General features: G+C 63.4%; 10 protein-coding genes and 2 tRNA genes. 4 read left to right on the top strand and 8 right to left on the bottom strand.

Annotated elements, in window-relative coordinates:
* Window positions 1-29: 29 nt before the first annotated feature.
* From IC232_RS14610 to IC232_RS14630, 5 genes are all read right to left on the bottom strand, one after another.
* Complete coding sequence (locus IC232_RS14610; RefSeq protein ID WP_190845715.1) at window positions 30-2738, bottom strand: valine--tRNA ligase; 2709 nt, start codon at window positions 2736-2738, stop codon at window positions 30-32.
* Window positions 2739-2829: 91 nt separating this feature from the next.
* Window positions 2830-3408, bottom strand: a complete 579-nt coding sequence (locus tag IC232_RS14615; protein ID WP_409564928.1) for a DUF2497 domain-containing protein — start codon at window positions 3406-3408, stop codon at window positions 2830-2832.
* A 120-nt stretch (window positions 3409-3528) separates the two neighbouring features.
* Window positions 3529-4941, bottom strand: coding sequence for a TolC family outer membrane protein (locus IC232_RS14620; protein ID WP_312895170.1), 1413 nt, complete (start codon window positions 4939-4941; stop codon window positions 3529-3531).
* A 190-nt stretch (window positions 4942-5131) separates the two neighbouring features.
* A complete protein-coding gene (locus IC232_RS14625; RefSeq protein WP_190845717.1) occupies window positions 5132-5794 on the bottom strand; it encodes a protein-L-isoaspartate O-methyltransferase family protein in 663 nt (220 codons plus the stop codon).
* Window positions 5795-5816: 22 nt separating this feature from the next.
* A tRNA-Cys gene (locus IC232_RS14630) sits at window positions 5817-5890 on the bottom strand.
* A gap of 210 nt (window positions 5891-6100) precedes the next feature.
* Between IC232_RS14630 and IC232_RS14635 the strand changes: the two genes are divergently transcribed.
* The 4 genes from IC232_RS14635 (at window position 6101) to sseA (ending at window position 9436) form a co-directional block, all read left to right on the top strand.
* A tRNA-Asn gene (locus IC232_RS14635) sits at window positions 6101-6175 on the top strand.
* 84 nt (window positions 6176-6259) lie between these two features.
* Window positions 6260-7744 (top strand): cryptochrome/photolyase family protein, encoded by a 1485-nt coding sequence (locus tag IC232_RS14640; RefSeq protein WP_190845718.1) that lies wholly within the window; start codon window positions 6260-6262, stop codon window positions 7742-7744.
* 82 nt (window positions 7745-7826) lie between these two features.
* Window positions 7827-8549, top strand: coding sequence for an alanyl-tRNA editing protein (locus tag IC232_RS14645; RefSeq protein ID WP_190845719.1), 723 nt, complete (start codon window positions 7827-7829; stop codon window positions 8547-8549).
* 29 nt (window positions 8550-8578) lie between these two features.
* Entirely contained in the window at window positions 8579-9436 is an 858-nt protein-coding gene (gene sseA / locus IC232_RS14650) for a 3-mercaptopyruvate sulfurtransferase (RefSeq protein WP_190845720.1), read from the top strand.
* A 188-nt stretch (window positions 9437-9624) separates the two neighbouring features.
* Here the strand turns inward: sseA and IC232_RS14655 are convergent, their stop codons facing one another.
* The 3 genes from IC232_RS14655 to IC232_RS14665 are packed head-to-tail and all read right to left on the bottom strand — an operon-like array spanning window position 9625 to window position 12959.
* The gene (locus IC232_RS14655) at window positions 9625-10413 is read right to left on the bottom strand and encodes an amino acid ABC transporter ATP-binding protein (RefSeq protein ID WP_409564929.1); all 789 of its coding nucleotides are present in this window, start codon (window positions 10411-10413) and stop codon (window positions 9625-9627) included.
* 6 nt (window positions 10414-10419) lie between these two features.
* Window positions 10420-11739: an amino acid ABC transporter permease gene (locus IC232_RS14660; protein WP_190845721.1), complete on the bottom strand. Its 1320-nt coding sequence runs from the start codon at window positions 11737-11739 to the stop codon at window positions 10420-10422.
* Window positions 11740-11747: 8 nt separating this feature from the next.
* Window positions 11748-12959: an amino acid ABC transporter permease gene (locus IC232_RS14665; RefSeq protein WP_190845722.1), complete on the bottom strand. Its 1212-nt coding sequence runs from the start codon at window positions 12957-12959 to the stop codon at window positions 11748-11750.
* Between the last annotated feature and the right edge of the window lie 9 nt (window positions 12960-12968).

Consider the following 12968-nt stretch of genomic DNA (forward strand, 5'->3'; position numbering starts at 1 on the left):
CCGCTGCGCGGCCCCGGAATGACATCGCCTTACCCGTCCTTCAAACGTCCGAGCGCTTCTTCCATCTTCGCCTTGCGGGTCAGAGCCTCGTCGCGGCGCTCGCGCTGCTCATCGACTACTTCTTCTGGCGCACGCTTGATGAAGTCCGCGTTCCCGAGCTTCGCGTCGATCTTGCCGACCTCCACATCGAGCTTCTGGATCTCCTTGGCGAGTCGGGCGCGTTCCGCATCAAGGTCGATCACGCCCTCCAACGGCAGGGCCGCCACCTCGCCGCGGATGAGGAGCTGGATCGAACTCCTCGGAGCGGCCTCCGCGAAAGAGATATCGGAGATGCGCGCCAGGCGCTTCACGATATCGCCCCAGCGACCGGCGCGGGCCTGCACGTCGGCGGAGGGTGCCACGAGCGCCAGCGGGATCTGCGCACCCGCCGGCACGTTCGTCTCGGAGCGGGCCGAGCGGATCTCGTTGACGAGGTCCACCACCCAGCCGATCTCAGCCTCTGCCTGCCCGTCGATGAGGTGATCGAGGTTCGACCACGCGCTCAGCGCCAGAATCATCTCGCGCCGCGGACCGTCCTCGCCCTTGATCGCCCACAGCTCCTCCGTGAGGAAAGGCATGAACGGGTGCAGGAGCTTGCAGATCTCATCGAAGATGAACGCAATCGTCGCGCGGGTCTCATTCTTCGCAGGCGAATCCGCACCCTGCAGCACAGGCTTGGAGAGTTCGAGCGTCCAGTCGCAGAACACGTTCCACACGAAGCGGTACGCTGCGCCAGCCGCTTCGTTGAACTTGTAGGCGTGAATGCCCGCTGACACCTCGTTGATCGCCTTGGCGCATTCGCTGAGCGCCCACTTGTTGAGCGTCTCCTTGACGGCCTTCGGATCAAAGCCTTCCACGCGCCGGCATTCGTTCATCTCGGCAAAGCGGGCCGCGTTCCAGATCTTGGTGGCGAAGTTCCGGTAGTTCTCCACGCGCTGCACGGAGAGCTTGATGTCGCGCCCTTGGGCTGCCATCGAGGCGAGCGTCATGCGCAGGGCGTCGGCGCCGTACTGTTCCACCACGTCGAGCGGATCGATGACATTGCCCTTGGATTTCGACATCTTGGCGCCCTTCTCGTCACGGACGAGGGCGTGGATGTAGACCGTGTCGAATGGCACTTCGTCCATGAAGTGCAGGCCCATCATCATCATGCGGGCGACCCAGAAGAAGATGATGTCGAAGCCCGTCACCAGGGTGTTGGTGGGATAGTAGCGCTTGAGTTCCGGCGCATCGTCCGGCCAGCCGAGGGTCGAGAACGGCCACAGGGCGGACGAGAACCACGTGTCGAGCACGTCCTCGTCGCGCTTGAGGGCAACGTCCGTCCCGTGCTTCGCACGCGCCTCGGCCCGAGCTTCCTCTTCGCTCATGGCGACATAGGCGTTGCCCTGGTCGTCATACCAGGCCGGGATCTGGTGACCCCACCAGAGCTGGCGCGAGACGCACCAGGGTTCGATGTTCTCGAGCCACTGGAAATAGGTCTTTTCCCAATTCTCGGGCACGAACTTGGTCTGGCCCTTGCGCACCACGTCGAGAGCACGATCCGCGAGCGGCTTCACGTTCACGTACCACTGGTCCGTGAGATACGGCTCGATCACCACATTCGAGCGGTCGCCGTGCGGCACCACGTGAGTGTTCGGCTCGATCTGAACGAGGATCTCGCGCTCTTCGAGCATGGCGATGATGCGCTTGCGGGCCTCGAAGCGATCCAGTCCATCGAGGGCGAGAACGGCCTTGAAATCGTCCGTCTGCGCGAGCCCATCGAGGAAGTCTTCGTTGCCGGAAAGCGCAAGCTGCGCCTCCGTGCCGAAGATGTTGATGAGCGGCAGCTTGTGGCGCTTCCCGACCTCGAAATCGTTGAAGTCATGCGCGGGCGTGATCTTCACCGCGCCGGTGCCCTTCTCCGGATCGGAGTATTCATCCGCCACGATGGGAATGCGGCGACCGACCAGCGGCAGGATCGCAAACTGTCCGATCAGATCCTTGTAGCGCTCGTCCTCCGGATGCACGGCCACAGCCACGTCGCCCAGCATGGTCTCGGGCCGGGTCGTGGCAACCGTGATGGAGCGATCGGGTTGACCGTCGATGGCATAGCGGATGTGCCAGAGATTGCCCTTCACCTCGACCTGCATGACCTCCAGGTCGGAGATCGCGGTCTGGAACTTGGGGTCCCAATTCACGAGGCGCTTGTCCTTGTAGATCAGGCCCTGCTTGTAGAGGTCGACGAAGACCTTCAGCACCGCCTGGGACAGGCCATCGTCCATGGTGAAGCGCTCGCGCGACCAGTCGCAGGAGGCTCCGAGACGCTGGAGTTGGCTCTTGATCTTGCCGCCGGATTCTTCTTTCCATTCCCAGACGCGGTTGATGAATTCCTCGCGGCCGAGGTCGCGGCGCTGGATCTGGCGCGCGGCGAGCTGACGCTCCACCACCATCTGGGTGGCGATGCCCGCGTGGTCCATGCCCGGCTGCCAGAGCACGTCCTTGCCCCGCATGCGCTCGAAGCGGCAGAGGATGTCCTGGATCGTGTTGTTGAGGGCATGCCCCATATGGAGCGTGCCGGTCACGTTCGGCGGCGGGATGACGATCGTGTAGGGTACGGCGTTCTTGCGATCCTCGCGGCCGGCCTTGAAGGCCTCGGCCTCCTCCCAGCGGGTGGAAATGCGTGCTTCGACAGCGGAGGGATCGAACGTCTTGTCCATCATGATAGATACCGGCCTGTTGGCGCGAACAACGCGCAAGCAAGACGGCTACAAACCGGACCGACCGGCCGAAGTCAACAGAGGGGCTGAAATCTCAGCCCCGGCTGCGGGTCACGCGCTCGATTTCGGTCCGGACCAAGCGCTCGACCAGGGAAGGAAGATTGTCGTCGAGCCACGTTTTCAGCATCGGCCGCAGCATCTCCTTCATCAGGTCCTCCACGGTCTGCGGCTGTGCGGGCTTGACCGTCTCGGTCAGGAGGCAGAAGGCGCCGGACACCGAGGTACTGGTCTCGCGCGAGAGGAGGCTATCGGCGGCTGGCGGAGTAGGCCTTGCCGCGGCCTTCAGGACGGGCTCAGGCACGATGATCGGCGCCGGCTCTTCCGGTCCATCAAGGGTTCTCCAGTCAGGACCTGGTTCCGCGTCGGACCGAGGATCGACGAACGCAGCATCCCCTCGGCTCCAAGGCCCCAGAAGGGGCTCATTGGGGCTCGTGCCGACGAGGGGCGAGACATGAATCTCCGCGATGTTCAGCACGCTCTTCAGGGGTGATGAACTCGGCTCCTGGGGCTCGGGGGAGGACGGATCCTCCTGGTCGTCGGAGATGATCCGCCGGATGGAAGCCAAAATATCTTCCATCGATGGCTCGTTAAGTTTCAGGCTCGATGAACCCATAGCCGCATCCAAATCAAAAACTTCAAGAATCACATTCTCAAGAATGTTCGTTAAGTATTTTACTCAATCTTTAAGAAAACAAGCGGGGCCAGAACTTTTTAGTTCTGGCCCCAAAACTTATCAACGACCATCCGGCGTCGATGTGCCGATCCAAAGATCCTTGACCTGATCGTAATGGATCTTCGGGCTGTAGTGATTCACCTTCAAGGCTAGAGCACGGGAGTTGAGGCGGCCCATTGCGTTGACGAGGCTGTAGGAGGCAACCACCCGGTCGCGCTGAGCCTGGATGAGGTTCACACGTGCCGTAAGGAGTTCCTGCTGGGCGTTCAGCACGTCGAGGGTGGTGCGCTGGCCGACACGGGCCTCCTCGCGCACACCGCTCAGCGCCGTTTCAGCGGCATCGATCTGCGCCTGAGCGGCCTGGATCTGTGCACGGGCGGCCTCGAGCCGTCCCCAGGACGACTGCACGGCAGCGCGGACCTGGTCACGCACCGAGTCGGCCTCAAGGCGACGCTGTCCGGCCTCCTCCTTGGCCTGCCGGGTGGCGGCATAGGCCTGTCCGCCCTCGTAGATCGGGACCGTCAGCCGGGCGACCACGGAAGCCGAGAGGGCACTGTCTCCCACCGCTTGGCGGTCATAGCGCTGGTCGACCGATCCAGCCACACCCAGTTGCGGCGCAAGCGCGCCCTGAGCGACCTTCACCTGAAGCTCGGCCACATCCACGGCGTGCTGACGCGCCTTGATCGCCGGATGCTCGTTCAGCGCAACCTTCACGGCTGCATCGACGGAGCGCGGCGTCAGGGCATCCAGAGGACGCCCGGGCGCAAGCCGCTGGGGCTCGATGCCGACGACTTGGCGATAGGTGGCAATGCTGTTGCGTAGGTTTGCCTCGGCCAAGCTCGCCTCGGACCGGGACGCAGCCAAGCGGGCCTCCGCTTGAGCAACGTCGGTTCGGGTCACTTCGCCGACATTGAAGCGGTCTCGCGTCTGCCGCAACTGCTCGTCGATGACTTCGACGTTGTTGCGCTGCAGGTCAAGGATGGCCGTATCCCTAAGGACGTCCATATAGGCGGTGGCGGCATCGAGCAGCACGCTCTGCTCGGTCGTGTTGAGTTGTTCCCGCGATCCGAGCACACCGGACTCGGCTGCACGGACGCGGTTGCTGGTCTGAAATCCGTCGAAGATAGGCTGATTGATCTCGACGCCGAAGCCACGGGGCGTCGAGCGGCTGATGGTGTTTCCACCACCGAATGGAGTTCTCGGCCTGCCCGTATCAGCGTCCACAAAGGTCCGGCCGATGTCCGCCGTTCCCGTGATCCGTGGGCGATATCCAGACTTTGCTTGCGCGACGTCCTCGTCCCGGACACGGACGCCAGCCCGCTGGGCATTCAGATCTGGATTGTTGCCGTAGGCGCGCGCCAGGGCGCTCTCCAAGGTTTCTGCCGACGCGCCGCTAGCCCCCATCAGCACGAGCACCGAGGTCATCGCCCCAAAGAGCAAGCGATACGTCTTCTTGGAATTCTTCTCGTTCACGCGCACCTGCCTAGCGATCCAAGGCAATCGACCGCCATCGACGCCATCTAGAAATCGTTCCGACTCAAAGCGCAACAATAATCAAGGGAAGCGAGTCGGCAACAACGCGCTGCGCCCATTTCCATTTTTGCGCCGGGGTGGCGCAAAAAAGCGACACCGCAATCTCGAGAAATAAAGGATTTAGAAAGGATTAGAACGTGAAACCAGGGACTTGAACGAAGGGAGCCAGCAGGGGCGCGGCCGCCTCGAACAGGGCACGCTCGCCGACGGCATCGCCCGTACGCACATAAAGTGTGGCCCGGGCTGCGCGCCCACGACCCTTCACGCAGGCCAAACGCCCACCTTCGGCGAGTTGCTGGAGCAGCGCCTCCGGGCGAACCTCGACGGCACCGTTGATGAGAATGGCGTCAAAGGGAGCATTGCCTGCATGGCCCTGCTCCAGAGGCCCCGCCACGACGGTGACGTTTCCTGCGCCGGCTGCGCTCAGGCTCTGGCGTGCTGCACCGGCAAGAGCATCGTCGGATTCGAGCGCCGTCACCTGAGCGCCAAGCTCGTTGAACACTGCTGAGGCATAGCCGCGGCCGCAGGCCACGTCGAGAACGCGGTCACCCTTCTCGATCCCGAGAGCCTGAACCAGGCGCCCCAGGATCATCGGGGAGAGCATGTAGCGCCGCTCGGCGCCGTCGCCGACGAGAACATCCTGGTCGATATAGGCAAGCTCTTCGCGGCCCGGCAGCACGAAAAGCTCGCGCGGCACACTATCCATGGCGTCGAGAAGAGGAATGTCGTTCACATCGAAAGTGCGCAGCTGGCCATCAACCATGATACGGCGCGCTTGAGCGAAATCGACCATCTACAGTGCCTTTAGAAATTGTTGGAGGCCTCGCCCGGAATCGAACCGGGGTGCAAGGATTTGCAGTCCTCTGCGTAACCACTCCGCCACGAGGCCATCCGGGGCGTGCCGCGAACGCGACGGCTGCTCCATAGCAAGCGTCCCCCCAAAGAGCAACAGGGCCTTTTGAACTCCGGCATGCCAAGAAGGGGGTTGCAACGCCTGAAACCCGTGCTATATGCCTCCCACCTCGCCGGGGAACGGTCTTTGAAGACACCGCGGCGCTCGAGAAGCTCACAAATCAGCTTCTTTGGAGGTTAGGCTTATTCCGGCGTGGCGCAGCGGTAGCGCAGCGGACTGTTAATCCGTTGGTCGTAGGTTCGAATCCTACCGCCGGAGCCAACCTTCCCTATTCTTCTCCATCAAATTTCGTAGATCTGGCTGGTCTGCTGTCGCGCGTCCAAAGCGCGGCTGTATTGTGCCGCCATGAACAGCGATTCCCAACGCCCCGTCCTCGTCTGGTTCCGTGACGATCATCGCCTGAGCGACAACCCTGCCCTGTCTGCAGCGGCGGCGACCGGATCGCAGGTTCTATGCTTCTACGTGCTCGATGATGCCTCGCAAGGGATCCGGCCGCTCGGCGGCGCAGCCCGCTGGTGGCTCCATGGATCGCTGAAGGCGCTTGGGGAGGCTTTGGAGCGTGCCGGCGGCTCCAGCCTTCTCATCCTGAGAGGCCCAGCGCCTACCCTGGTCGAAAATCTAGTGAGGGAAACCGGCGCATCGGCGATCTACTGGAACCGCCGCTATGGCGCGGCAGAGATTGCCGTGGACAGTGCCATCAAGAAGCGCCTGTCGGATGCCGGTACCAAGGTTCACAGTCGCAGCGGCCGCCTCCTGCACGAGCCCTGGGAGATCACGAACCAGGCCGGCAAGCCGTTCCAGGTCTTTACCCCCTATCTTCGGGCCGTGAACGCCCGGTCCATCAAGCCCGCCCTTCCCGCGCCTCGATCATTGGCGGGTTGCGTTTGGGCGCCACCGATTCTCGATCAAGCCGTCCCGCTCAAGGAGCTTGGCCTCGAACCCTCAGGCCCTGATTGGGCCGGCGGCTTCAGGCAGGAATGGCAGCAGGGTGAGCCTGCCGCACAGGCCAAGCTGTCCCGCTTCATCGAGACGGGGCTGCAAGGCTATGCCGAAGGCCGGGACCGACCTTCGCAGGCGGGAACCTCGCGCCTTTCGCCGCATCTGCGCTTCGGGGAAATCAGCCCGCGGCAGGTTTGGCATGCCGTCCTGCATGCAGTTGCGGACGAGCCCGGCCTGGAGCGCGATGCGGACAAGTTCCTGAGCGAGATCGCCTGGCGCGACTTCACCCACCAATTGCTCCACTTCCACCCCCATCTGCCGGACAGGCCGCACAGCAGCCGGTTCGACAACTTTCCCTGGATTGAGGATGGCCCGTCCCTCAAGGCCTGGCAGCGAGGCCGCACCGGCTACCCCATCGTCGATGCCGGCATGCGCCAGCTCTGGCGGACAGGCTGGATGCACAACCGGGTGCGCATGATCACCGCCTCCTTCCTGGTGAAGCACCTGCTCGCCGACTGGCGTCAGGGCGAGGCCTGGTTCTGGGACACGCTGGTCGATGCGGATCCGGCCAACAATGCCTTCAGCTGGCAGTGGATCGCAGGCTCCGGCCCGGACTCGGCCCCCTTCCACCGGATCTTCAACCCAGTGACGCAGGGTGAGAAGTTCGATCCCGCGGGAGATTACATCCGAGCCTATGTGCCCGAGCTCTCGCGGCTCCCGCCGGCCTTCATCCATAAGCCCTGGGAGGCTCCGGCCGCAGTGCTTCGCGAAGCCGGCGTGGCACTGGGCGAGACTTACCCCGAACCCATCATTCCGCATGGCCCGGCACGCGAGCGTGCCCTTCAGGCGTTTCGTAGCTCTCGGGACTTGGCGTCCGAGCCAATTGTCTGACGTCAGGCGACGCGAATGGCTTGACCCATCGCGCCCATTGCCGTCAGCATCGCCCCTCGCCTTTCAACATGTTGAGACGTTCATGACCGCCACCGCACTGCTTTTCCGCGACGACGCCTATGCCACCTCCTGCGACGCGCGGGTTCTCGGAACCACGCCAGAGGGCGGCGTCATTCTCGACCGCACGGTGTTCTACGCCCAGGGCGGCGGGCAGCCGGGAGATGTAGGCGCTCTCGTGACGGCCGATGGCCACAGGATCGAGATCACCAACACTGTCTATGCCGCCGACCGCTCGCAGGTGGCGCATCTGATCGGGGTGGAAGCAGCATCCCGGCTGGCGGAAGGCGAGGCCGTGACCCTTCAGCTCGACTGGCCGAGACGTTTGAAGCGCATGCGCGTTCATACCGCGCTCCATCTCCTGAGCGTCGTGCTGCCCTATCCGGTCACCGGCGGCTCCATCGGCGATGGCGATGGGAGGCTCGATTTCGACATCCAGGATGCGGGCCTCGACAAGGCGGCCATCACGGACCAGCTGAACGCGCTCGTCGCCCGCGATGCTCCCGTCACCGAGCGCTGGATCAGCGACGAAGAGCTCGATGCTAATCCGGGACTGGTGAAGACCATGTCGGTGAAGCCGCCGCGTGGGTCCGGGCGGGTGCGCCTCGTCGAGATCGAAGGCATCGATCTTCAGCCCTGCGGCGGCACGCATGTGCGACGCACGAGCGAGATCGGCAGGGTCGTCATCACCGACATCGAAAAGAAGGGCAAGCAGAACCGCCGCGTTCGCCTGTCCCTAGCCGAATAACCCTCTCACCCCCTCAAGAGGAGTGGCCTATGTCCCAACCCTTCGTGTCGACCGCCTGGCTGCAGGAGCGCCTCGATGATCCGAACCTCGCAGTCGTGGACGGCTCCTGGTATCTGCCGACGCAGAACCGGGATCCGCAGGTCGAGTACCTCGCCGGCCACATCCCCGGCGCGGTCCGGTTCGACATCGACACCGTGAAGGACACCTCATCGTCCCTGCCCCACATGCTGCCGTCGCCTGAGGATTTCGCGAAGGCCGTTGGTGCGATGGGCATCAGCGAAGACATGACCATCGTCGTGTACGATGGCGCCGGCCTCTTCTCGGCCCCGCGTGTCCGGTGGACCTTCCAGGCCTTCGGCGCGCGCAACGTCTCGATCCTCGACGGCGGCTTTCCCGCCTGGAAGGCGGAAGGACGGCCGGTCGAGACCGGACCGGAAAAGCCCCGCGCGCCCCGCACTTTCGCGCCGGCTTTCAACGCTTCTGTCGTTGCCGATGCCTCCGTCGTGCAGGAGTCCCTGCAGTCGAAGGCCGCCCAGGTGGTCGATGCCCGACCGGCCAATCGCTTCATGGGCGAGGCCCCTGAGCCGCGCCCCGACCTTCGCATGGGGCATATCCCGGGCAGCCTCAACCTGCCCTTCGACAGGATCGTCGAGAACGGTCGCTTGAAGGACAAGGAGGGTCTCGAAAAGGCAATTACCGAGGCCGGAATCGATCCCAGCCAGCCGGTGATCACCAGTTGCGGCTCCGGCGTCTCGGCCGCCATTCTCGGGGTTGCCTTTGAGGTCGCGGGACGCCCGATCAAGGCGATCTATGACGGCGCTTGGGCCGAATGGGGTGCACGGGAGGATCTGCCGGTCGCAACAGGGTCGGGAAAGAAGAGAGAATAATCCTCACAGATCCCTCACCCCCACGTCATCACTGGCCCAGTGCCGGTGATCTCGATGAAGTGAGGCGCCGCACTTTTCCAATCGAGATGGCCGGGACAAGCCCGGCCATGACGTCAGGATGAGTGACCAAGCCAAACAAAAAAGGCCCCGAGATGCCTCGGGGCCTTTTGCATGTTGTGAGATGTGCCTCAGTGCAGGATCTGAGACAGGAACAGCCGCGTGCGCTCGTGCTGCGGGTTGCGGAAGAACTCGTCGGGCGTGTTCATCTCCACGATCTGACCGTAATCCATGAAGATCACCCGGTCCGCCACCTGCCGGGCAAAGCCCATTTCGTGGGTCACGCACAGCATGGTCATGCCCTCGTCGGCCAGGCCGACCATGGTGTCGAGCACTTCCTTCACCATCTCGGGATCGAGCGCCGAGGTCGGCTCGTCGAACAGCATGATCTTGGGGCTCATGCACAGGGAGCGGGCGATGGCCACGCGCTGCTGCTGACCGCCCGAGAGCTGGCCCGGATACTTGTTGGCCTGCTCCGGGATCTTGACCCGGGTCAGGTAATGCATGGCGACTTCCTCGGCCTCCTTCCTGGGCATCTTCTTCACCCAGATCGGCGCCAGCGTGCAGTTCTCCAGGATGGTCAGGTGCGGGAAGAGGTTGAAGTGCTGGAACACCATGCCGACGTCCCGGCGCACCTCGTCGATGCGCTTGAGGTCGTCCAGAAGCTCGACGCCATCGACGATGATGCGGCCCTTCTGATGCTCCTCAAGCCGGTTGATGCAGCGGATCATCGTGGACTTGCCGGAGCCCGAGGGGCCGCAGATCACGATGCGCTCGCCGCGCTTCACGTTCAGGTTGATGTCCCGCAGAACGTGGAACTCGCCGAACCATTTGTGAACGTCGATCATCTCGATGGCGGGTTGCGCCTTCGGGTCGATCGCCGCAGAGGGGATGTACTGAGCAGACATTGTCGTTGCCATGAATGTTTATCGTTTCTGACCAGCCGCAAGGCGGCGCTCGACTCCAAGGGAGTATCGCGACATGCCAAAGCAGAAGACGAAGTAGAACAGGGCCGCAAAGGCATAGCCCGTGATGCCGATCGTGGGCGCCGCCCAGGCCGGATCGATGCGGGACGCCTCGATGGTTTTGACCAGATCGAAGATGCCCACGATGGCCACCAGCGACGTGTCCTTGAACAAGCCGATGAAGGTGTTCACGATGCCGGGGATCACGATGCGCAGGGCCTGCGGCAGGATGATGAGGGACATCATCTGCGGGTAGTTGAGGCCCAGCGACATCGCACCTTCATACTGGCCCTTCGGCATGGCCTGGAGGCCGCCGCGCACCACCTCGGCCATGTAGGCGGAGGCAAAGAGTGCGGTGCCGATGAGCGGCCGCAGCAGGCGATCCACCGTCATGTCGCCCGGCAGGAAGAGCGGCAGCATGGTGTTGGCCATGATCAGAACCGTGATCAGCGGCACGCCACGCACGAACTCGATGAAGATCACCGCGGCCATCCTGACGATCGGCAGCTTGGAGCGTCGACCGAGGGCCAGCACGATGCCGAATGGCAGCGAGACCACGATGCCCACCGTTGCCACCAGTAGGGTCACGAGAACGCCGCCCCACAGGGACGTGGGCACATGCGCGAGGCCGAAATCGAGGTCGACCAATGCCAGCGTGATGCCGATCACCGCCACGATGCCGCCGCCCAGGATGAGCGCCGGACGCAAGGAGGCCTTCAGCAGAGCCGCCACGAAGGCAAAGAGCGCGATGACCAACGCGCCGAAGATGGCAAAGCCGATCCAGAAGCGGCCGCTGAAGCTCTCGTTGCCGCCCGTGAGCAGCACATAGGAGACGACCGGGAACACCCAGAAGAAATAGACCGCTCCCAAGTCCCGGCGCGGCGCCTTCAGCCACAGGAGCCACACGACGCCGACGGCCAGGAGAATGAAGAAGATGTTCACCCGCCAGCGCTCCGAGATCGTGTAGGAGCCGTAGATGAAGTAGTTGAGCTTGTCCCAGATGAAGGCCCAGCAGGCGCCGCTCTCGCTGCCGCCCGTATCGGCGCGGCAGGCGGCACGGTCGGTGCCGGTCCAGACCGCATCGATGAAGAGGAACTTCATCAGCGGCGGAACGCTGACGTAAAGGAGGAAGAAAACCACCAGGGTCAGGATCGTGTTGAAGGGGCCGGAAAACAGATTCTCCCGAACCCACGCGATGGGTCCGCGGGCCAGATTGGGCGGAGGCAGAGCCTCCACCTGCCGGGCACGGACGAAACGGGGCATATCGACGGCGGTGCTCATAGAATCTCCTACCGTTCGACGATCGCCACACGGCGGTTGTAGATGTTCATGATGAACGAGGTCAGCAGGCTGATGGTCAGGTACACGCCCATGGTGATCACCACGACCTCGATGGCCTGACCCGTCTGGTTGAGCACGGTTCCCATGAAGACCTGCACCAGATCCGGGTAGCCGATGGCGACCGCAAGGGACGAGTTCTTCGTCAGGTTCAGGTACTGGCTCGTCAGCGGCGGGATGATGACGCGCATGGCCTGCGGGATCACCACGAGGCGCAAGGTCTGACCCGGTGTGAGGCCCAGCGAACCCGCGGCTTCCGTCTGCCCTTTCGACACCGCGAGGATGCCGGCGCGGACGACCTCGGCGATGAAGGCGGCCGTGTAGGTGACGAGGCCGAGAAGCAGCGCCACGAATTCCGGCAGGATCTGCATGCCGCCGGTCAGGTTGAACGTGCCCTTGCGCGGCAGCTCGAAGCTGATGGGGTTGGCGCCGAGGAGCGCCAGCACGATCCAGGTGAGGATCGGCAGGCCGAGGACCAGCGCAAGCGTCACCTTGCCGACGGGATACTGACGGCCGGTCTGCTCCTGCTGCTTCCTCGCCCAGCGGCGATAGATGAAGGTGACGACCAAGCCGATAAGGAGAACGGCGACCAGAATCTCGATGTTGGACGCCCAGATGGGCCGCGCCATGAACAGGCCGCGGGCATTCAGGTAGAAGCCTGCGCCCATTTCGAGCGAGTTGCGCGGCTGCGGCAGGGCGCCGAGCACGGCGATGTACCAGAACAGCAGTTGGACCAGCAGCGGGATGTTGCGCAGCACCTCCACGTAGACCATGGCGACCTTCGCCACCATCCAGTTCTTGGACAGGCGCGCGATGCCGATCAGGAACCCGAGAAAGGTCGTGAAGAAGATGCCAATCGCCGAGACGATCAGGGTGTTCAGAAGGCCGACGATGAAGGCGTCGCCATAGGTGCCGCCTGCCGCGCTGAACTGGATCAGCGTCTGGCTGATGTCGAAGCCGGCGGTGTTGTTGAGGAAGCCGAAGCCTGAGGCGATCTTGGCGCGCTGCAGGTTCTCGATGGCGTTCGTCGCGGCCACATAGAACAGGAAGATGATCGCGGCGACGAGAACGACCTGATAGAAAACTCCACGAACCTTCGGATCGTAGAGAAACGATTTCTTGGGGGGCGATGTCTGACTGACAGCGGTCTGCACTGAGTTCATCCTCTGGCG

Origin of the sequence: Microvirga sp., assembly GCF_014699075.1 — a bacterium.
In the GTDB taxonomy this organism is placed as follows: Bacteria; Pseudomonadota; Alphaproteobacteria; order Rhizobiales; family Beijerinckiaceae; genus Microvirga.

What these genes read in the sequence shown, in the direction of transcription:
- IC232_RS14610 (WP_190845715.1), bottom strand. Translation starts at nt 2,738, where the DNA reads ATGATGGACAAGACGTTCGATCCCTCCGCTGTCGAAGCACGCATTTCC.
- IC232_RS14615 (WP_409564928.1), bottom strand. Translation starts at nt 3,408, where the DNA reads ATGGGTTCATCGAGCCTGAAACTTAACGAGCCATCGATGGAAGATATT.
- IC232_RS14625 (WP_190845717.1), bottom strand. Translation starts at nt 5,794, where the DNA reads ATGGTCGATTTCGCTCAAGCGCGCCGTATCATGGTTGATGGCCAGCTG.
- IC232_RS14640 (WP_190845718.1), top strand. Translation starts at nt 6,260, where the DNA reads ATGAACAGCGATTCCCAACGCCCCGTCCTCGTCTGGTTCCGTGACGAT.
- IC232_RS14645 (WP_190845719.1), top strand. Translation starts at nt 7,827, where the DNA reads ATGACCGCCACCGCACTGCTTTTCCGCGACGACGCCTATGCCACCTCC.
- sseA (WP_190845720.1), top strand. Translation starts at nt 8,579, where the DNA reads ATGTCCCAACCCTTCGTGTCGACCGCCTGGCTGCAGGAGCGCCTCGAT.
- IC232_RS14655 (WP_409564929.1), bottom strand. Translation starts at nt 10,413, where the DNA reads ATGGCAACGACAATGTCTGCTCAGTACATCCCCTCTGCGGCGATCGAC.
- IC232_RS14660 (WP_190845721.1), bottom strand. Translation starts at nt 11,739, where the DNA reads ATGAGCACCGCCGTCGATATGCCCCGTTTCGTCCGTGCCCGGCAGGTG.
- IC232_RS14665 (WP_190845722.1), bottom strand. Translation starts at nt 12,959, where the DNA reads ATGAACTCAGTGCAGACCGCTGTCAGTCAGACATCGCCCCCCAAGAAA.